At 37.7% G+C, this 19,749-nt stretch carries 17 protein-coding genes and 2 tRNA genes; 17 read left to right on the top strand and 2 right to left on the bottom strand.

Going from position 1 to position 19,749, the window contains the following annotated elements; translation table 11 throughout:
- Nucleotides 1-264: 264 nt before the first annotated feature.
- The 8 genes from spoVT to MKX78_RS00345 all read left to right on the top strand — a co-directional run bounded on the left by spoVT (nucleotide 265) and on the right by MKX78_RS00345 (nucleotide 6,731).
- Nucleotides 265-801, top strand: coding sequence for a stage V sporulation protein T (gene spoVT / locus MKX78_RS00310; RefSeq protein WP_341049297.1), 537 nt, complete (start codon nucleotides 265-267; stop codon nucleotides 799-801).
- Nucleotides 802-1,403: 602 nt separating this feature from the next.
- Nucleotides 1,404-2,966, top strand: coding sequence for a putative polysaccharide biosynthesis protein (locus MKX78_RS00315; RefSeq protein WP_322910616.1), 1,563 nt, complete (start codon nucleotides 1,404-1,406; stop codon nucleotides 2,964-2,966).
- Between the two features lie 43 nt (nucleotides 2,967-3,009).
- Complete coding sequence (mazG, locus tag MKX78_RS00320; RefSeq protein ID WP_328200228.1) at nucleotides 3,010-4,452, top strand: nucleoside triphosphate pyrophosphohydrolase; 1,443 nt, start codon at nucleotides 3,010-3,012, stop codon at nucleotides 4,450-4,452.
- Between the two features lie 32 nt (nucleotides 4,453-4,484).
- Nucleotides 4,485-4,748: an RNA-binding S4 domain-containing protein gene (locus MKX78_RS00325; protein WP_095373565.1), complete on the top strand. Its 264-nt coding sequence runs from the start codon at nucleotides 4,485-4,487 to the stop codon at nucleotides 4,746-4,748.
- Between the two features lie 82 nt (nucleotides 4,749-4,830).
- Nucleotides 4,831-5,130, top strand: a complete 300-nt coding sequence (gene yabP, locus MKX78_RS00330; protein WP_095371276.1) for a sporulation protein YabP — start codon at nucleotides 4,831-4,833, stop codon at nucleotides 5,128-5,130.
- Nucleotides 5,127-5,756, top strand: a complete 630-nt coding sequence (yabQ, locus tag MKX78_RS00335; protein ID WP_341049302.1) for a spore cortex biosynthesis protein YabQ — start codon at nucleotides 5,127-5,129, stop codon at nucleotides 5,754-5,756. The genes yabP and yabQ overlap by 4 nt, the downstream gene beginning before the upstream one ends.
- Nucleotides 5,757-5,778: 22 nt before the next feature.
- Nucleotides 5,779-6,189, top strand: coding sequence for an FtsB family cell division protein (locus MKX78_RS00340; RefSeq protein WP_341049304.1), 411 nt, complete (start codon nucleotides 5,779-5,781; stop codon nucleotides 6,187-6,189).
- Nucleotides 6,190-6,284: 95 nt separating this feature from the next.
- A complete protein-coding gene (locus tag MKX78_RS00345) occupies nucleotides 6,285-6,731 on the top strand; it encodes a S1 domain-containing RNA-binding protein (protein WP_095371273.1) in 447 nt (148 codons plus the stop codon).
- 818 nt (nucleotides 6,732-7,549) lie between these two features.
- On the opposite strand, the gene MKX78_RS00350 is transcribed toward MKX78_RS00345, so the two are convergent.
- Both MKX78_RS00350 and MKX78_RS00355 read right to left on the bottom strand, forming a co-directional pair.
- Nucleotides 7,550-7,621: transfer RNA gene (locus MKX78_RS00350), tRNA-Glu, on the bottom strand.
- 11 nt (nucleotides 7,622-7,632) lie between these two features.
- A tRNA-Met gene (locus MKX78_RS00355) sits at nucleotides 7,633-7,709 on the bottom strand.
- A 327-nt stretch (nucleotides 7,710-8,036) separates the two neighbouring features.
- Between MKX78_RS00355 and spoIIE the strand changes: the two genes are divergently transcribed.
- From spoIIE to MKX78_RS00400, 9 genes are all read left to right on the top strand, one after another.
- The gene (gene spoIIE, locus MKX78_RS00360) at nucleotides 8,037-10,511 is read left to right on the top strand and encodes a stage II sporulation protein E (RefSeq protein WP_095371272.1); all 2,475 of its coding nucleotides are present in this window, start codon (nucleotides 8,037-8,039) and stop codon (nucleotides 10,509-10,511) included.
- A 115-nt stretch (nucleotides 10,512-10,626) separates the two neighbouring features.
- Nucleotides 10,627-11,364, top strand: coding sequence for a VWA domain-containing protein (locus MKX78_RS00365; RefSeq protein WP_341049307.1), 738 nt, complete (start codon nucleotides 10,627-10,629; stop codon nucleotides 11,362-11,364).
- Nucleotides 11,348-12,289 (top strand): serine/threonine protein kinase, encoded by a 942-nt coding sequence (locus tag MKX78_RS00370; protein WP_445662656.1) that lies wholly within the window; start codon nucleotides 11,348-11,350, stop codon nucleotides 12,287-12,289. The genes MKX78_RS00365 and MKX78_RS00370 overlap by 17 nt, the downstream gene beginning before the upstream one ends.
- Before the next feature lie 98 nt (nucleotides 12,290-12,387).
- Nucleotides 12,388-13,779 (top strand): tRNA lysidine(34) synthetase TilS, encoded by a 1,392-nt coding sequence (gene tilS, locus MKX78_RS00375; protein ID WP_341049310.1) that lies wholly within the window; start codon nucleotides 12,388-12,390, stop codon nucleotides 13,777-13,779.
- Nucleotides 13,780-13,803: 24 nt separating this feature from the next.
- Nucleotides 13,804-14,349, top strand: a complete 546-nt coding sequence (gene hpt / locus MKX78_RS00380; protein WP_095371268.1) for a hypoxanthine phosphoribosyltransferase — start codon at nucleotides 13,804-13,806, stop codon at nucleotides 14,347-14,349.
- A gap of 122 nt (nucleotides 14,350-14,471) precedes the next feature.
- A complete protein-coding gene (gene ftsH, locus MKX78_RS00385) occupies nucleotides 14,472-16,469 on the top strand; it encodes an ATP-dependent zinc metalloprotease FtsH (protein ID WP_095371267.1) in 1,998 nt (665 codons plus the stop codon).
- Nucleotides 16,470-16,961: 492 nt separating this feature from the next.
- Entirely contained in the window at nucleotides 16,962-17,741 is a 780-nt protein-coding gene (locus tag MKX78_RS00390; protein ID WP_322910613.1) for a type III pantothenate kinase, read from the top strand.
- Between the two features lie 36 nt (nucleotides 17,742-17,777).
- Nucleotides 17,778-18,656: an Hsp33 family molecular chaperone HslO gene (hslO, locus tag MKX78_RS00395; protein ID WP_341049312.1), complete on the top strand. Its 879-nt coding sequence runs from the start codon at nucleotides 17,778-17,780 to the stop codon at nucleotides 18,654-18,656.
- A gap of 107 nt (nucleotides 18,657-18,763) precedes the next feature.
- Nucleotides 18,764-19,636: a peptidyl-prolyl cis-trans isomerase gene (locus MKX78_RS00400; RefSeq protein ID WP_095371264.1), complete on the top strand. Its 873-nt coding sequence runs from the start codon at nucleotides 18,764-18,766 to the stop codon at nucleotides 19,634-19,636.
- Nucleotides 19,637-19,749 lie beyond the last annotated feature (113 nt).

The following is a 19,749-nucleotide window of genomic DNA, read 5'->3' on the forward strand; positions in this document are numbered from 1 at the left end:
TTCCTTATGAAAGATACTAAGTTCAAACATGGCGATGCATTCATGATATCTTCCTTATGAATCATAGCTATTTTGAAAAGCAAAAGCTGTAGTTTGAGTTAGATTTAACCGAAAATCATCTGTAAAGGGAAATATGTATCATTAGTGAAGGAATAAATGGGAAGAATTCTCGTTGTATCGTCCTAATGGCCATGGATCGGTTAGAGTTAAGCGGCTTTTTCTTTTCAGTAATTTAATCATCAGATGAAAGTGAGGCAACGTTGAATGAAAGCAACAGGTATTGTTCGTCGTATTGATGATTTGGGTCGTGTCGTCATTCCTAAAGAAATCCGGAGAACTTTAAGAATCCGTGAAGGAGATCCACTTGAGATTTTTGTAGACCGCGATGGAGAGGTAATTTTAAAGAAATACTCACCTATCTCTGAGCTTAGTGACTTCGCAAAAGAATATGCAGAAGCATTATATGATAGCTTAGGAAATCCGGTCTTAATTTGCGATAGAGATACATATATCGCTGTTGCAGGAGGCTCTAAGAAGGATTACTTAAATAAGAGTATTAGTGTTCTAGTAGAGAAGACAATGGAGGATCGTAGCTCTGTTCTTGTGACCCAATCAAGCGAAATTTCAATTGTAGATAATCATACAGAATCCGTCGCATCTTACACAATAGGACCCATAGTAGCCAATGGCGATCCAATTGGTGCAGTCGTAATCATTGCGAAAGATGACACCATTGGTGCAGTTGAACAAAAATCCGTCGAAACCGCAGCTGGATTTTTAGCGAGACAAATGGAATCATAGTATATAGGTAATATGAGCTGGAGCTTTTCTAGCGTCATCTAGTGCGAACAATCATATTTTTAATGATGATTGTTCGCTTTATTTTTGTGTAGACATTGACTTTCGGGAGCTGACTGCTGCTAATGTTAGAGGAAAATGATCTGCCGTAAGATGCCGTTGGAAACGAATCAGCCCCTTAACTGAAGTCGACTGGAAATTCTTAATCGGGTAAAAAAGAGCCGCGTTCTGAAAAGACCGATTAAGATGGTAACGAAGTCAAAAAACCAAAGAGATTTTTGGTAAGAAGCACTAGGGGGAATACGTCTGGAGAAACCCAAGCGTGAAGAAATCATAATTAAGACAGAAAATATCAAATAAATGCTTCAAAAATTGATAAATTCAAGTAGGATTTGATTAAACATAAGGAGAAATCATAGCTAAGCATCTTTTTACCGCAAAACTACACCTCAATATTTAAAATGCCTCCCTCAGGCAAGGAGCGAGTGACAAATATCAATTAAATGAATATGCTATAATACATTTCGAAGTTCATAGTTAAGCGGTATCGTCGTGCTTATAGGGGGAGATATCTTCTGGATACCAATCAAACTTCTACGAGTATAATGAAAGGTGCGGTTATTTTGACTGCGGCAGGAATAATTGTCAAATTGTTGAGCGCGGTTTATCGTATTCCTTTCCAAAACATAGTAGGAGATATCGGGTTTTATATTTATCAACAAGTGTACCCTTTTTATGGGATCTTTCTTGTTTTAGCCACAACAGGTTTTCCAGTTGTGATTTCAAAACTATATATTGAGCAAAGAACGAGGAATGGTGAGGAAGGTGGACGGCGGTTATTAAAAGTTGCCGGATTATTGTTATCAATGATTGCTATTATATGTTGCTTAACGATGTATTTTAGTGCGGATGCCTTAGCTTACTATATGAACGATCCACAATTGGCTGATTCCTTGCGCATTGTTGCTATTAGTTTTTTAATATTACCACTTGTATCAGTGCTAAGAGGTTTTTTTCAAGGAAAAGGAAATATGATGCCAACAGCTGTTTCTCAAGTGAGTGAACAACTTTTACGAGTGCTGTTTATCTTACTTTATGCTTATATACTAACTAAAATGGGTGCTTCCATTTATTCTGTTAGCGGTGGAGTTTACTATGGTGTCATTTTAGCCTCTTTGGCAGCTTTTGCAATCTTGCTATTTTATTTTATAAAAGAAATGAAAAGTGCACCAAGAATAAGGCAGAAGCACATGGGTGTTAGCTCGTATTTTCAACTGTCTAAAGAGATTATTGTCCAAAGCTTTGCTATTTGTGTGAGTAGTTTATTACTCATTTTTATCCAGTTAGCAGATGCCCTCAATCTTTATGCATTACTGACGACATCGGGTTTTTCTGAGATTGAAGCAAAGACATTAAAGGGTGTATATGACAGAGGTCAGCCACTTATTCAATTAGGTTCTATTGTTGCCACTTCGATGAGTTTATCGCTCGTACCAATTCTTACATACGTAAAAATACAGCAACCTCAACTACTCAATGAAAAAATCCAATTGGTCATTAGAGTGAGCCTTCTATTTGGCGTTGGCGCTTCAGTTGGGCTTTGGGCGATTGTGAGTCAAACAAATGTCATGCTATTCGAAAATGATAAAGGATCAGCCGTTCTAGGTTTAATGTCTATTGTTATTTTACTAAGCTCTCTTGTGATTACTTTGGCAGCCGTACACCAAGGTTTAGGAAATAGCTTTTTTCCAGCGTGGACGATTTTAATCGGAGTGGGAATTAAGTACTTTCTGAATACCTCATTTGTACCGCATTATGGAATATATGGGGCTGTATACGCCACATACATCGCGTTAGCGTTGATGGTAATTGCTTTGCTGTTTCGGTTAAAATGGAACCAAAGTGTCAAACTTGTTTCAGTACGTGAGTTATTGACAATCCTTAGTTCTGCTATTCTGATGACGATTTTTTTAAATTTGTATCTCTCTGTTACTGCACTCTCATTCATGAGTGGAAGAGTACTTGCTACCTTTCAATCGTTAACCGGCGCTGCTCTCGGTGCGATTCTTTATTTATTTCTTACGATTCGCAGCAACATATTTACAGAAGCAGAACTACGTCAGTTACCTTTTGGAGAAAAGCTTCTCCATTTTATGAAAAGAAGATAAAAACAACCGACACAAAAAGTAAAATAAAGGAGAATTATTTATAATGAAGGTAACAGTTATTGGCCTTGGAGCAGGAGATCTTAATCAACTGCCACTAGGAGTATATAAGCTATTAACCAGTGTTAATAAAGTCTATTTAAGAACAAAAGAACATCCTGTGGTATCAGCATTAACAGCAGAAGGAGTGCTATTTGAATCCTTCGACAAGATCTATGAATCACATGATCAATTTGCAGAGGTATACGAAGAAATAAGCACCCTTTTGTTAGAAAAAGGAAAAGTGGAAAACATTGTTTATGCTGTGCCAGGTCACCCGCTTGTAGCAGAAAAAACGGTACAATTACTCATTGAACGGGCTGATGAGTATGGAGTTAATTTAGAATTTAAGGGTGGCCAAAGTTTTCTAGATAGCATGTTCCAAGCGTTAAGGGTTGATCCAGTTGAAGGTTTTACACTATTAGATGGTACGGACTTAAAGGGAAGTGAACTTGTTCTTACACAACATATGATTATCGGACAAGTATATGATGCATTCATTGCATCTGAAGTAAAATTGACGTTAATGGACTATTTACCGGATGATTATTTAGTAAAGATTGTAACAGCGGCCGGAAGTAGTGAAGAAGTGATTAAAGAAGTTCCACTTTATGAACTAGATCATGATTTAGCTTTAACTAATTTAACATCTGTATATGTCCCTCCCGTTACGAATGAAGCGATTCTTTACCCAACGTTTCCTAAACTGAAAGAAATCATTGCTACCTTAAGAGGTCCAAATGGATGTCCGTGGGATAAGAAACAAACACATCAATCTTTGAAGAAGTATTTAATCGAGGAAGCGTATGAATTAATCGAAGCGATTGAAGAGGATGATATTGATCATATCATTGAAGAGCTAGGGGATGTGTTGTTACAAGTTATGCTTCATGCCCAGATAGGAGACGATGAAGGGTACTTCTCTATTCATGATGTAATAGCAGGTCTTTCTAAAAAAATGGTTTTTAGACATCCGCATGTGTTTGGGGAGAGAGCAGCAGAAGATGTAGATGAAGCGTTACGTAACTGGAATGAAATGAAAAAACAAGAAAAAGGCGAAAAAACATCGTCAATATTGGATGGTGTTCCAAAATCATATCCAGCCATGTTGCGTGCAGAAGAGTTACAAAAACGTGCTGCAAAGGTCGGTTTCGATTGGGAAAACATCCAACCAATGTGGGATAAGGTGTTTGAAGAAATTAAAGAATTTCAATTGGAAGCCGAGAATAATAATGACAATCGCATAATTGAATTTGGTGATATATTATTTGCATTTATCAATATTGCTCGGTATTATCAAATCAATCCAGAAGAAGCATTACATCGAACCAATACGAAATTTACCAATCGTTTTTCATATATAGAGAAAAAACTAGATAAGAATCTAAAAGAGGCGAGCCTGGAGGAAATGGATCGTTTTTGGGAAGAAGCGAAGAAAAAAGGTTACTAAATGAACTTTTTAGGGTAAAGGAGAGTGAAAGTATGCGCTTAGATAAATTTCTAAAAGTATCTCGATTAATAAAAAGACGTACATTGGCAAAGGAAGTCTCTGACCAAGGGCGTATTGCTATTAATGGAGTAGAAGCCAAGGCAAGTACCAATGTAAAAGTTGGTGATGAATTATCGATTCGATTTGGGCAGAAAGTGACAAAGGTGCGAATAGATAAAATACAGGAAACAACAAGAAAAGATGATGCAGCAGAAATGTACACAATAGTAAGTGAAGAAAGAATGAATCAAGAATAAATAAATAGCGCTTGTTCTAATCCCTGAGCAATCTTCATACATATGTATTAAAGGATTGTACTATGGATTGTGAGGGATAGAGATGAGCCAATACCATGAGAACTCGAGTAAACAAACTGCTCCTGATCATGATGTGATCATGCGTGGCAGAAGACTGCTAGATATTACGGGAGTGAAGCAGGTAGAAAGCTTTGATAATGAAGAGTTTTTATTAGAAACTGTCATGGGTTTTTTAGCTATCAAAGGGCAAAATCTACAAATGAAGAATTTAGATGTGGACAAAGGAATTGTCTCCATAAAAGGGAAAATTTTCGACCTTGTTTATTTAGATGATCAACATGGAGAAAAAGCTAAAGGGCTCTTTAGCAAGTTATTCCGATGACGTTATCGGTCCAATTTTTGACGATGCTCTCCATGATAGGGATGGGTTCCCTTTTTGGAGCAAGCTTAGATACGTATCAGCGCTTTCTCAAACGGCCAGTAAGAAAGAGTTGGGTTGTCTTTATAAATGACATCCTTTTTTGGCTATTACAAGGACTAGCTATATTTTATATTTTGTTCCTTGTCAATGAAGGAGAGTTAAGATTCTACATCTTTTTAGCTTTACTTTGCGGTTTTGCAGCCTATCAAGCGTTAATGAAAAATATTTACCTAAAGTTATTAGAGATAGTTATTACTACGATTATTTCTATTTATTATTTTATTGTGAAGGTCATTCGCCTATTAATTATTCGACCCGTTCAGTTTTTTTTCACTACGTTAATAGGGCTATTGGTATTAGTGGGCAAACTTCTTCTACTACTGATAAAATGGACAAGTAATGTGCTAATGTTCATCTTAAAAGTACTATTATCACCAGTAAGATGGATATTTCGACTTCTTATTCGTATATTACCAGCCCCTTTTAAAAAATCAGTCGATAAGTTCTATGATAAATTAAAAGGATATTTCCAAAAAGGGAAAGAATATGTTAAAAAACTGGCGGAAAAGTGGAAGAAGAAAGATTAACTTAGAAGGGAGAGATAGTTGTATGAGTAACAACAAGAATAAAAATGTAGCCAAGATCCATTCAAGCTATATCGAACAACAGGAAGCCAATAAAATCAGTTCTCAACGGAGAAAGAAGCTTCTCTATCGTAGACTGACTGTCTTTTTTGTATTTGTTGCTGTGGTTTCAGTATTTATGATTACGACTATCGTATCCCAATCTGCTGCCCTAGATGAAAAGAAAGAAGAAAAGGTAAAACTTGCTCATCAATTGAAAGAACTAGAACAGTCGGAAAAGGCCTTGAATGAAGAGATAGTTAGGTTACATGATGAAGAGTATTTAGAAAAACTTGCTAGAAGGGATTATTATCTTTCTGAACAAGGTGAAATCATCTTCAAAATGCCGGATGAAACCGATGAAAAGGAAAAAAAAGAAAATGAGTCAGCTCAATGAGAAGTTGACACCTATTTTTATCTTTCGGTATAATATAGTATAAGTATGAATACATTTGGGTTTACTTTATATCTTTAAGGAGGAAATATCTTTTTATGTCAATCGAAGTAGGCAGCAAGTTACAAGGAAAGGTTACAGGCATCACTAATTTCGGAGCGTTTGTAGAGCTGCCGGAAGGATCAACAGGCCTTGTGCATATTAGTGAAGTTGCAGACAATTATGTGAAGGACATTAATGATCACCTCAAAGTAGGCGATACTGTTGAAGTGAAAGTTATTAATGTGGAGAAAGACGGTAAAATTGGTTTATCAATTAAGAAAGCTGTTGATCGTCCTGAGAGAACGGAAAGGCCTGAAAGAAGAGAGTCTAGAGGCTATTCTGGGCGCCCACGTCAAGGTAGAACAAACGATAATCACCGTCCTTCAAAGGAGACATTCGAATCTAAAATGGCTCGCTTTTTGAAAGACAGTGAAGACCGTTTATCTTCTCTTAAGAGAAATACAGAATCAAAACGTGGTGGCAGAGGAGCTAAACGAGGTTAACTTGCTGCTGAATTAATATATACGAGCAAGGGAATCACGACGATTCCTGCAAAAGCAATCCTTATTGGGATTGCTTTTTTATTATTCTTCCGCATCTTTTGTGACGAATGGCGATGATTGTAACTTATAACGGTTAGGTGTGGTTTTATAAAAGACTTTGCGTATAAGCCTGGAAAAGAATTGTGCATATGTGCGGATAGGGTGCGGAAGATTGATTGAAGGATTAGGCGAGAAACGGGTCAAAAATAAGGCCAGAGAGAAAAATTTGATTGGATTAGGCGAGAAGCGAATCAGAAATTAGGCCAGAGAGAAAAATTTGATAGGATTAGGCGAGAAACGGGTCAGAAATCAGGTGGTAGAGGAAAGTTTGATAGGATTAGGCGAGAAAAAGATCAGAAATCAGGCCAGAGAGAAAAATTTGATAGGATTAGACGAGAAGCGAATCAGAAATTAGGCCAGAGAGAGAAATTTGATAGGATTAGGCAAGAAACGGATCAGAAATTAGGCCAGAGAGAGAAATTTGATAGGATTAGGCAAGAAACGGATCAGAAATTAGGCCAGAGAGAAAAGTTTGATAGGATTAGACTAGAAACGGGTCAAAAATCAGGCCAGAGAGGAAAGTTTGATAGGATTAGACGAGAAACGAATCAGAAATCAGGTCAGAGTGAAAATCTTGGTTAAATTAGGCAAAAACAAACCAGAAATCAAACAAAAAGGAAATACATGCTAGGTCTGCTGTTATTATAATTAAAAATGAGTAAAAAACAAACCTGAACAGTTGAAGCTGCCCAGGTTTGTTTTATAGCTAATATAAGTGATGACCCGTACGGGATTCGAACCCGTGTTACCGCCGTGAAAGGGCGGTGTCTTAACCGCTTGACCAACGGGCCACTATAAAAAATGGTAGCGGCGGAGGGGATCGAACCCCCGACCTCACGGGTATGAACCGTACGCTCTAGCCAGCTGAGCTACACCGCCATTTGAAGTGGCTTTCTTTTAAAAGCACAAGATATATAATACAAAGATTCTACAAGTCTGTCAATATTATTTCCCCCGGAAAATTTTTGTCGGAATAGTTGATGAGGTTTCGTCATTTTTTGGAAGCATGTGATGTCTAGTTTTTTAGACAACAGGAGAACGTATGGTCCAATTCCAATCCTTTAATTGTTGCTGCTTTTGTACTCTTTTTGCACTTTATAAAGAAATCAGTCGAACGAAAAAGAGGTATTTGTCCATTATTTTGACAAACTTTTAAGACATAGCCCTTTATAATAGCGAAAAAGAAACAAATAGGGAGTGGGAATGATGGAAAAACTCGAACGAACAATTGCAGAACCGATAGGGGAAGTGGATCTTCGTCGTCCCAAGATGGAGCTCTCAAAAATAGGTGGGAAAATACAGACGGGCTTAGAAACTTTCTTTATTAAGAAGGGGTACTTGTTTTTAATTATTGGTTTTTTACTTGGACGAGCCCTTATATTGTCCCAGTTAACACCATTCACTCTGCCCTTTTTTGCTGCGATGTATTTAGTAAGAAAGGATAAAGCACCGCTTGCTTTAATTGGATTGATTGGAGGAGCTTCGACTTTATCATTTACTCATGGTGTGACCACGTTTTTAACATCCTTCTTTTTTCTGTTTGTTTTTCGGATAAGTAAAAAGTGGGTTACCAATGAATTAAAAGTAATGCCTATATATGTGGCTGTGACATTATTAATCAGTTCGATTATCCAATCTTATATTATAACGGGACATGTGGCGATGTATGATTTCATGATGGCTGGTGTAGAGGCTAGTTTAGGATTTATCCTATGTTTAATATTCCTACAGAGCCTGCCGTTACTATTTTTTAATCGGAGGAGGCAATCATTAAAAACAGAGGAAATCGTCTGCCTCATTATTATGCTAGCCTCAGTAATGACAGGAACAATCGGATGGACAGTGTATGACCTATCAGTCGAACATGTGATGTCTCGTTATTTGGTGCTTGTGTTTTCATTTGTCGCAGGTGCCACGGTAGGCTCAACGGTTGGTGTCGTGACAGGGCTAATATTTAGTTTGGCTAATATTTCAAGCTTTTTCCATATGAGTTTATTAGCATTCTCTGGTTTGTTAGGTGGGTTATTAAAAGAAGGGAAGAAAATAGGTGTGGCATTTGGTTTGCTTATTGCTACCCTACTCATGGGAATGTATGGTGACAATCAGTCAAACTTATTAATTGGTTTATACGAAACTGGAGTAGCAATATTTCTATTTCTATTAACGCCTCAAAGTTTTACGTCAAAGCTAGCCAAACATATCCCTGGGACTGCAGAATATGCGGCAGAGCAACAGCAGTATATGAGAAAAATGCGGGATGTAACTGCGCACAGAGTTTCTCAGTTTTCTAATGTTTTTCAAGCGTTATCGCAAAGCTTTGCCATGCAACATCAAGCTCCTGTGGTGGAAAATGATGAGACAGATCGAGAATTGGATTATTTCCTAAGTAATGTCACAGAGAAGACATGCCAAACTTGCTTTAAAAAGGATCACTGCTGGGCTAGGAACTTTGATACAACATATGATTATATGAAAAATATTATGCATGATTTAGATGAAAAAGATGGACAAATTTCTTCACGACTAGAAAGGGAGTGGGAAAAACACTGTACAAGATCGAAGAAAACAACAGAAGTGATTCAACAGGAGCTTACTTTTTATAAAGCAAATCAACGGTTGAAAAAACAAGTGCAAGAAAGTAGGAAGCTTGTGGCAGATCAATTATTAGGTGTATCTGCAGTGATGGGGGATTTTGCTAAAGAAATTCAAAGAGAGCGAGAGAATCATCATAAACAGGAAGAACTGATATTAGAGGCCATCCAAGAATTTGGGGTAGAGGTAGAACAGGTAGAAATTTATAGCTTGGAGCAAGGCGATGTTGATATAGAGATGACGATCCCATACTGTAATGGGCACGGGGAATGTGAGAAATTAATTGCGCCAATGCTTTCAGATATATTAGGAGAAACAATCTTAGTTAAATCTGAGGAATGTGCGAGTTATGCCAACGATTATTGCCATGTTACTTTTCGCTCAGCAAAGGCATATGTCATTGATACGGCAGTGGCACATGCGGCTAAGGACGGTGGCTTAATATCAGGAGATAGTTATTCAACAATTGAATTAGGTAGCGGTAAGTATGCAATTGCCATTAGTGATGGGATGGGAAATGGAGAACGAGCACATATAGAAAGCAAAGAAACGTTAGAATTACTACAGAAAATATTGCAATCAGGTATAGAAGAGCAAGTGGCCATAAAATCGGTCAATTCTGTTCTGTCATTAAGGACAACAGATGAAATTTTCTCCACATTAGATTTGGCGATGATTGATTTACAAAATGCTGATGCTAAATTTTTGAAAATAGGCTCTACACCGAGTTTTATTAAAAGAGGGAGCCAAGTGATGAAAGTGCAGGCAAGTAATTTACCCATAGGCATGATTGAAGAATTTGATGTCGATGTTGTCAGTAAGCAATTAAAAGCAGAGGATTTACTCATTATGATGAGCGATGGTGTATTTGAAGGGCCGAAACATGTGGAGAACTTTGATCTTTGGATGAAGAGGAAAATAACCGAGTTAAAAACGAACGACCCACAAGAAGTGGCAGATTTAATTATGGAAGAGGTGATTCGATCAAGAGCTGGACGTATTGATGATGATATGACGGTGATGGTGGCAAAAGTAAAGCACAATATCCCGAAATGGTCGAGTATACCGTTCCATAAACAAGCGAATTAATGTTAAATAGAATAGAATCTCCAATAGATGTCATTTTTATGTATATTTCCTTTCTAATCCGTTGAAAATGGTTAGTAATCACTAAGTAACTTCTATCAGATTAGGAGGGAAAAAGATGAAAACAGGTACCCTAAAACAAATTTTACTTATTACAGACGGGTGTTCAAACGTTGGAGAAGACCCTATAGCGATGTCGGCTCTAGCAAAAGAGCAGGGAGTTTCCGTAAATGTGATAGGTGTAATGGAGAATGACGTTATTGATGAGAAGGGAATGCAGGAAATTGAGAGTATTGCCCTTTCCGGGGGTGGGGTAAGTCAAGTCGTATATGCTAGACAGCTATCACATACTGTACAGATGGTAACAAGGCAGGCGATGACACAAACATTACAAGGAGTAGTCAATCGTGAACTCACGCAAATCTTAGGAAATAAACAAACGATTGAGGATTTGCCTCCAGAACAAAGAGGCGAGGTAATGGAGGTTGTGGATGAGCTAGGGGAAACGGTTGAAATGGAATTGTTGATTCTTGTCGATACGAGTGCAAGTATGAAACATAAGCTACCTACAGTCAAAGAAGCCTTATTTGATCTATCTTTAAGCTTAAATGCACGCACGGGAAAAAATAAATTTTCTCTGTTTGTATTTCCCGGGAAAAAGAATGATGTCGAAAAATTGCTAGATTGGACACCTAAGCTCGAATCGTTAACTTCTGTGTTCGCTAAACTCTCAACAGGTGGTATTACACCCACTGGACCAGCTTTAAGAGAGGCGATTACCTATTTTGAGAAGAAACGATCATTACGCAATTTAATTTCTAGAAATGACGATGAGTACTATGAAGAGTCAATTTAATCTACAAAAAGGTGCGATTATTAACGGGAAATGGCATCAAAAGCAATACTGTATCGAAAAAGAACTAGGTGCAGGGGCTAATGGTGTAGTTTATCTCGCCACATACCTTGGGCAACTCGTTGCTTTAAAAATAAGTGAAAATGGGTATACAGTAACTTCTGAAGTGAATGTGCTAAAATCCTTTACGAAGGTCCAAGGGTCTACCCTAGGACCTTCTTTGCTTGATGTTGATGATTGGCAATTTTCCTCATCCACTATGTATTCTTTTTATGTGATGGAATATATCCATGGTCCTGATCTCCACTCTTTTATTAAACAGAAAGGAGAGGCGTGGATACCTGTGCTCATGCTGCAATTACTTTCTGATCTAGAGGAGCTGCACAAAGCGGGATGGGTATTTGGAGATTTAAAACCAGAGAATCTGATTGTCACAGGAAGAGCTCCGCGCATTCGGTGTATAGATGTAGGAGGAACAACATTAAAAGGTAGAGCCATTAAGGAGTTTACAGAGTTTTACGACCGAGGATATTGGGGGCTTGGTAGTAGAAAAGCTGAACCTACTTATGATTTATTCTCAACAGCTATGGTTTTTATTCACTGTGCCTATCCAAGCCGTTTCTCTAAAGACGGAAGGGGTTTAGAACAATTAATGGATAAGGTAAAGAAACATAAAACCTTAAAAACTTATGAAGGAGTTGTCATACCAGCACTTCAAGGCAGGTTTAAAACTGCTGAAGATATGAGACAAGCCTTGCTTGCCTGTTCATATAAGCAAACTCGTTCAAAAGGAACTCGTGTGTCCCCACCAGCTAGGCAAACATCCCGAAAGACTAAAGGAAAGCCCAATGGAAAAACTGGAGCGTTCGTTTTAATCTTGTTTATTGGTTGTATTTACTTTTTCTATTTATATAGTCAAATGGTGTGAGAGGGTTTAGGCATAAATAATCGTTTCTTTGGAAATAAACATTAAAAAAGTGATATCCTTTTAGTAGAAGTAATAGTTTAACATAAGGGAAGAATGTTATGTTTTATGCAAAGGTAAAAGCATTTTTATCACAAAAGGGCATTGAATTGGAGAATAAGCGTGTGGGAATTGCTGTCTCAGGAGGGCCTGACTCCTTAAGCTTACTTCACTTTATGCAGCAAATAAGTAAACAAGAGTGTTTTCAATTAGTAGTAATCCATGTGGATCATATGTTTAGGGGCGAAGAATCTTTTGAAGACGCTAAGTTTGTAGAACGCTATTGTCAGAAGTCAGGCATTCCTTTTCATATGCAACGAATTGATGTTTCTGCACATATGAAGGAAACGGGGAAAAGCTCGCAAATTGCTGCAAGGGACTGTCGCTATCGTTTCTTTGAGCAAGTAATGCAAAGAGAAGCGCTTGATTACATTGCATTAGGTCATCATGGTGATGATCAAATTGAAACAATGTTAATGAGAATGACAAGAGGGAGTAGTGGTCTTGCTAGAGCGGGTATGCCAGTTATACGACCTTTTAGTAGAGGGGCAATTATACGGCCGTTCCTTTGCTTAAGTCGAAATGAAATTGATTCCTATGTAGAGACTCATCATTTAGAACCTAGAATAGATCCTAGTAATGTAAAGGAAATCTATAGCAGAAATCGTTTTAGGAAAAATATCTTGCCTTTTTTAAAAAGGGAAAATCCTCAAGTGCATAACCATTTCCAACGCCTTAGTGAGGATTTGAGCGAAGATGAGGTATTTATGCAGGAATTAGCAGAAGCACAATTGAATAGTGTAACAGAGAGGAAAAGTGCTAGTGAAATTCTTCTTTATATTGACAGATTTACAGATGTCGCAAAACCTTTACAAAGAAGAGTGATTCAACTAATATTAAATTATCTATATCAGGAAAGGCCATCTTCTTTATCCGCTACACATATTGAAAATGTTTTTTCCTTAATTTCTCATCCTCATCCGTCTGGAACCTTACATTTCCCAAATGGTTTAACAGTTGTACGTTCATATGATTGTTGTTTCTTCTCCACTAGTAAAAAAACAACCGTACAGCCGTATTTATTTCAAATACAAGAGCCAGGAAACTATGTTATTCCTGAAGTAGGCGAGATCAGCATGCATTATGTCGGTCACCCATTACAGGAATATCAACAAATGGATTATCTTTTGGTTAAAGCGGATATCGCCTTACCATTAACGATCCGTACAAGGAAAAATGGAGATAGGATGAAGTTAAAAGGAATAAATGGTAGCAAAAAGTTAAAGGATATCTTTATCGATCAGAAAATTCCGCGGCAAAAACGGGATTTATGGCCTGTTGTTACGGATGCAAATGGTAACATTATATGGCTACCAGGATTAAAAAAGTCTGATCAAGCAGCTGAATATTCACCTGATACAAGCTATATTTTTCTGAAATACATAAAGCAATGATCTTCTAGGGGGCACAGGAATAAGATGCGAAACGAAATTGAAAAAATCTTAATTACTGAAGAAGAGCTTCAGCAAAAAGTGAGAGAGTTGGGCGGCTTATTAACAGAGGAGTATGATGGACGTTTTCCTCTTGTTATAGGTGTCTTAAAAGGCGCAATGCCATTTATGAGCGATCTAATTAAACGAATTGATACTCATCTTGAAATGGATTTCATGGATGTATCCAGTTATGGGAATTCCATGGTCTCTTCAGGAGAGGTAAAGATTTTGAAAGATCTTGATACTTCTGTTGAGGGACGTGATGTCCTCATCATAGAAGATATCATAGATAGTGGATTAACTTTGAGCTATTTAGTAGAGTTATTCCGTTATCGTAAAGCGAAATCGATAAAAATTGTTACTCTGCTTGATAAACCAACTGGTAGAAAAGCAGCAATTAAAGCGGATATCGTAGGATTTAATGTACCAGATGAGTTTGTTGTAGGATATGGATTAGATTATGCTGAGAAATACCGAAACTTACCATATATTGGTATCTTAAAACCTGAGGTGTATAGCAATAATAATTAAGTGAAATGCGATGTGTGAAATACTTTACAAAACCCAGTCTGACCAAGTGTAATTCCTTGTATATGCACAATTTTGTATGATACGATACTATGTAGTTTGTTTACCGTGGGAGGAGGTAAGGGATGAATCGGATTTTCCGTAACACCATCTTTTATTTATTAATATTTTTAGTCATTATAGGGGTTGTCAGTTTCTTTAATGGCAATAACGAACCGACAGAGGCAATGACTTATGACCAATTTGTTGAGAATTTAGAGTCTGGTCAAGTTGAAAGCCTTAGTTTACAGCCTGTAAGGGGCGTTTATGAAGTACGTGGTCAATTAGAAGGCTATGAAGAAGGTAAATATTTTATCACATATATTGCTAATAGTGACTCTGTAATAGACCGAGTGGAAGAGTTAGCAAGTGATTCCAAATTAGAGATCCTACCAGCAGAAGAAGCAAATGGCTGGGTAACGTTCTTTACAACGATGATTCCATTCATCATCATTTTCATTTTATTCTTCTTCTTATTGAACCAAGCTCAAGGCGGCGGTGGCCGTGTAATGAACTTCGGTAAAAGTAAGGCGAAGTTGTATGATGAAAGCAAGAAGAAGGTCCGTTTTAAAGATGTAGCAGGTGCGGACGAAGAGAAGCAAGAATTAGTGGAAGTTGTTGAATTCTTGAAGGACCCACGAAAATTCTCAGAACTTGGTGCGAGAATCCCTAAAGGTGTTCTATTAGTGGGACCTCCAGGTACTGGTAAAACGTTATTAGCGAGAGCAGCTGCGGGAGAAGCAGGCGTACCTTTCTTCTCTATTAGTGGTTCTGACTTTGTTGAGATGTTTGTCGGTGTTGGTGCTTCTCGTGTACGTGACTTATTCGAGAATGCGAAGAAAAACGCACCATGTATCATCTTTATTGATGAAATTGATGCGGTTGGTCGTCAGCGTGGCGCCGGTGTCGGTGGTGGGCATGATGAACGTGAACAAACACTTAACCAATTGCTTGTAGAAATGGATGGCTTCGGTGCAAATGAAGGAATTATTATCATTGCTGCAACAAACCGTCCAGATATCCTTGACCCTGCGTTATTACGTCCAGGTCGTTTTGACCGTCAAATTACAGTTGATCGTCCGGATGTAACAGGTCGTGAAGCGGTATTAAAAGTTCATGCAAAAAATAAACCGTTAGATGAGTCGGTAAACTTAAAAACGATTGCTCAACGTACACCAGGGTTCTCTGGTGCAGACCTTGAAAACTTATTGAATGAAGCAGCACTTGTTGCCGCTCGTCAGAATAAGAAGAAGGTGGATATGACCGATGTGGATGAAGCGACTGACCGTGTAATTGCAGGGCCTTCTAAGAAGAGTCGTGTTATATCTGAAAAAGAAAGAAATATTGTGGCCTTCCATGAGGCAGGTCATACTGTAATCGGCTTAATCTTAGATGAAGCTGATATGGTTCATAAAGTAACAATTGTACCTCGTGGGCAAGCAGGCGGATATGCTGTTATGCTGCCGAGAGAAGATCGTTACTTCCAAACGAAGCCAGAATTACTTGATAAAATTGTTGGTTTACTTGGAGGACGTGTAGCAGAGGAAATCGTGTTTGGTGAGGTTTCTACTGGTGCCCATAATGACTTCCAACGTGCAACAGGTATTGCACGCCGAATGGTAACTGAATTTGGAATGAGTGACAAACTCGGACCTCTACAATTTGGTCAATCACAAGGTGGTCAAGTATTCTTAGGTAGAGATTTCAATAACGAGCGTAATTACTCAGATGCGATTGCATATGAGATTGATCTAGAAATTCAAAGCATGATTAAAGAATGTTACCAACGCTGTAAGCAAATCCTTACAGAGAACCGTGACAAACTAGATATCATTGCAAAAACACTTTTAGAAGTGGAAACGCTAGATGCAGAGCAAATTAAACATCTATCTGATCATGGTACACTACCTGAACGCCCAGCTTCTAAAACAAGTGAAACAATAGAAGATTCAAATATTAAGGTTAATATTCGAAAAGATGACGATCGTAAAGATAATGAAGGTGAAATCACTGAAACAAGGGAAAAACAATCCCCTGCTGAAGAAGAAGAGCCTCCAGCAATTGATGAAGATCGTAAATCTTAATCAAAAAAGAAAAAGCGCCTCACTATTGAGGGGCTTTTTTTTCTGTCTATAAGTGGGGGTTGAAACGTATAACAGGAAATTTCTTCGTGCAATAAGAGGAAACTTATGAAAGATAGTGGAATAAAATGGTTTTGCGCGTGTAACAAGAGGAAATTCATCAAAGGTAGCAGAACAAATGTTGGTATACCAAGTCAGGTTTATACAATTATACAACCACCTATGGTTAATTATTAACGGAGCAAGAACTACATAACTTGACCGATTTTATTTCTTTTTAATGAAGTAAGGGGAAAGCTACTATTGATTAGAGATATGCACTAAAGGAAATTATTTAGTAAGTTGTCCAATTAAATAGAAATGATGAATCTTCATTCATTCAGCGTTGAGGCAATAGGGTTGGAGTTTTATAATTTGGATAATCTGAACAGAGGTGTGATATGATGTTCTCAGTATTAAAGTGTAATTATTTTATGGTAAGTGTGGTGAGGGTGATTGATCTTTGTTTTTGATGTAGGGAATTCGAATATGATGATGGGTGTTTATCAACGAGATGAGTTAAAGTATCATTGGCGAATAGAGACTGATCGTCATAAGACAGAGGACGAATATGCAATGATTGTGAAATCGTTGTTTGAGCATGAGCAATTATCTTTTGCTGATATAGATGGTATTATTATTTCCTCCGTTGTTCCTCCGATTATGTTTGCTTTGGAGCGAATGTGTGAAAAATACTTTCATATCAAACCATTAATTGTGGGTCCAGGGGTCAAAACAGGTTTGAATATTAAGTATGATAATCCAAAAGAAGTGGGAGCCGACAGAATTGTTAATGCGGTGGCAGGTATTCATGAATATGGCGGTCCGCTCGTAATTGTTGATTTTGGCACAGCAACTACGTATTGTTATATTAATGAGCATAAACAGTATATGGGTGGTGCGATTGCACCTGGTATTGGTATCTCTACTGAAGCGCTTTACTCTAGGGCAGCGAAATTACCGCGAATAGAGATTGTCAGGCCTGATGGGATTATTGGAAAGAATACCGTCTCAGCTATGCAATCAGGCATTCTCTTTGGCTATGTTGGCCAAGTAGAGGGGATTGTAAGTAGGATGAAGTTACAAGCAAAAGAGGAACCGCTTGTTATAGGTACAGGTGGGTTGGCCTCATTGATCGCAAAAGAATCAAAGGTTATAGATATTATTGATCCATTTTTAACTTTAAAAGGTTTACAGCTTATTTATAAACGGAATATGGACACGATAAAAAAGTAGAATAACGTCTGTATTCGTTATGGAAGGAGTATTAAAATGAGTGATTATTTAGTAAAAGCTTTAGCTTATGAAGGACAAGTGAGGGCATTTGCCGTTCGTTCAACAGAAACAGTAGGAGAAGCGCAAAGAAGGCATCATACATGGCCAGTTGCTTCAGCAGCACTCGGGAGAGCAATGTCCGCTGGTGTAATGATGGGGGCGATGGTAAAGGGAGAAGACAAAATCACTATTAAAATCGAAGGTAATGGCCCACTTGGCCCACTCCTGGTTGATAGTAATGCAAAAGGGAAAGTGCGTGGTTATGTGACTCATCCTCAAGTGCATTTTGAATCCAATGCACAAGGCAAACTTGATGTCCGTCGTGGGGTTGGAACAGAAGGTACTTTGACAGTGGTAAAAGACATTGGAATGAGAGAAAACTTTTCTGGACAAGTACCGATTGTATCAGGAGAGCTAGGGGAAGATTTTACTTACTATTTTGTCACATCTGAACAAACACCTTCATCCGTTGGTGTGGGTGTATTAGTCAATGATGACAATAGTATATTAGCTGCAGGTGGTTTTATTATCCAGTTAATGCCTGGAACCGATGAAGAAACAATTGCAGCAATTGAAGAGAGGCTATCACATATTGAACCTGTTTCAACAATGATTGAAAAGGGGCTAACACCAGAAGAAATCTTACAAAGTGTTCTTGGTAAAGATCAAGTGAATTTCTTAGAAAAGATGGATGTTAGTTTTACTTGTACATGTTCAAAAGAACGGTTTGGGAATGCGATTATTAGTTTAGGAAAAGAGGAAATTGCAGATATGATAGAGAAAGAAGGTAGTGCAGAGGCACAATGTCATTTCTGTAATGAAGCTTATCACTATAATAAAGAAGAACTTGAAGCATTTAAACAAGAAGCAAAATAAATGTGAGGGCTTGGGCGTATCTTGATTCTTAAGAACAATAGGGAATAGAAGGTGCGCCCAAGCCTTTTTTATACAGAAATATATGAAAAGTAGTAGGGGGAGGAGCTTTGAAAAGACAACATTTATGGTTAATCATATTAATACTCATTGTGATTAACTTTATGAGCGTTGCTTATTTTCTTGGGAAGGGCGAACCGAGTCAATCTGAAGTTGTGGCACAGATTGGAAAAGATGAAATTACAAGGCAAGATTGGTTAAATGAAATGGAGGGTCGCTACGGGAAAGAAGTGTTAGACGAAATGATTGATGGGAAGGTCATCGAGGCTGCTGGAGATAAATACGATGTTGAAATAGATAAAGAAGAAATTGACCGTGAAATCAAAATGTTAAAATCAGCGTATGGCACGTCTGCCGCTGCTTTATCAATCAATGAAGAACAATGGAGAAAGCAAATTAAAGATAGTTTAATGCTTGAGGAGCTTTTAACAAAAGAAGTCAGTATTTCTGAGGAAAAGCTGCAACAATACTTCGAAGATAACCAAGCTCAATATGAAATTAAGGATACATATCATCTATCACAAATTGTACTGGCAACTAAAGAAGAAGCAGAACAAACAGTGAAAGAATTAGACAATGGCTCAAGCTTTACAGCTATGGCATTGGAAAAATCAACAGATACTTTAACAGCTGCCCAGGGTGGCGACCTTGGTTATGTGACAGTTGATGACGAAAATTATGAAACCATCATTAATGCGGCGCAAGATTTAAAAGCTGGAGAATGGTCTGACCCAGTAAAGACCGATGAGGGGTATGCTATAGTTCTGTTACAAGAGTTTGTTGAGGGAGAAACCTATTCCTTTAAGGATGTTAAATCCCAAATACGGAGACAAATGGCTTTAGAACAAATGGATCTTCCTGTTTCTACTGAACCTTTTAAGGATGAAGTGAACATTGATACTTTTTATGATGGTGCATTGTAGTTTTTTGTTATTTATAGGTATCATATAGCATAAGCTAACATGAATTGTTCAGGTATAAAGTTTTAAATTTTCTAATAATTAAAGGGCTTTATGCCTGCATATTCGTTGACAAT

It is taken from the genome of Cytobacillus sp. FSL R5-0569, from assembly GCF_038007265.1.
GTDB lineage: Bacteria > Bacillota > Bacilli > Bacillales > Cytobacillaceae > Cytobacillus > Cytobacillus kochii.

What these genes read in the sequence shown, in the direction of transcription:
- MKX78_RS00340 (WP_341049304.1), top strand. Translation starts at nt 5,779, where the DNA reads ATGAGTAACAACAAGAATAAAAATGTAGCCAAGATCCATTCAAGCTAT.
- MKX78_RS00365 (WP_341049307.1), top strand. Translation starts at nt 10,627, where the DNA reads ATGAAAACAGGTACCCTAAAACAAATTTTACTTATTACAGACGGGTGT.
- MKX78_RS00315 (WP_322910616.1), top strand. Translation starts at nt 1,404, where the DNA reads ATGAAAGGTGCGGTTATTTTGACTGCGGCAGGAATAATTGTCAAATTG.
- MKX78_RS00325 (WP_095373565.1), top strand. Translation starts at nt 4,485, where the DNA reads ATGCGCTTAGATAAATTTCTAAAAGTATCTCGATTAATAAAAAGACGT.
- tilS (WP_341049310.1), top strand. Translation starts at nt 12,388, where the DNA reads ATGTTTTATGCAAAGGTAAAAGCATTTTTATCACAAAAGGGCATTGAA.
- hslO (WP_341049312.1), top strand. Translation starts at nt 17,778, where the DNA reads ATGAGTGATTATTTAGTAAAAGCTTTAGCTTATGAAGGACAAGTGAGG.
- hpt (WP_095371268.1), top strand. Translation starts at nt 13,804, where the DNA reads ATGCGAAACGAAATTGAAAAAATCTTAATTACTGAAGAAGAGCTTCAG.
- spoIIE (WP_095371272.1), top strand. Translation starts at nt 8,037, where the DNA reads ATGGAAAAACTCGAACGAACAATTGCAGAACCGATAGGGGAAGTGGAT.
- yabP (WP_095371276.1), top strand. Translation starts at nt 4,831, where the DNA reads ATGAGCCAATACCATGAGAACTCGAGTAAACAAACTGCTCCTGATCAT.
- ftsH (WP_095371267.1), top strand. Translation starts at nt 14,472, where the DNA reads ATGAATCGGATTTTCCGTAACACCATCTTTTATTTATTAATATTTTTA.
- MKX78_RS00345 (WP_095371273.1), top strand. Translation starts at nt 6,285, where the DNA reads ATGTCAATCGAAGTAGGCAGCAAGTTACAAGGAAAGGTTACAGGCATC.
- MKX78_RS00370 (WP_445662656.1), top strand. Translation starts at nt 11,348, where the DNA reads ATGAAGAGTCAATTTAATCTACAAAAAGGTGCGATTATTAACGGGAAA.
- yabQ (WP_341049302.1), top strand. Translation starts at nt 5,127, where the DNA reads ATGACGTTATCGGTCCAATTTTTGACGATGCTCTCCATGATAGGGATG.
- spoVT (WP_341049297.1), top strand. Translation starts at nt 265, where the DNA reads ATGAAAGCAACAGGTATTGTTCGTCGTATTGATGATTTGGGTCGTGTC.
- mazG (WP_328200228.1), top strand. Translation starts at nt 3,010, where the DNA reads ATGAAGGTAACAGTTATTGGCCTTGGAGCAGGAGATCTTAATCAACTG.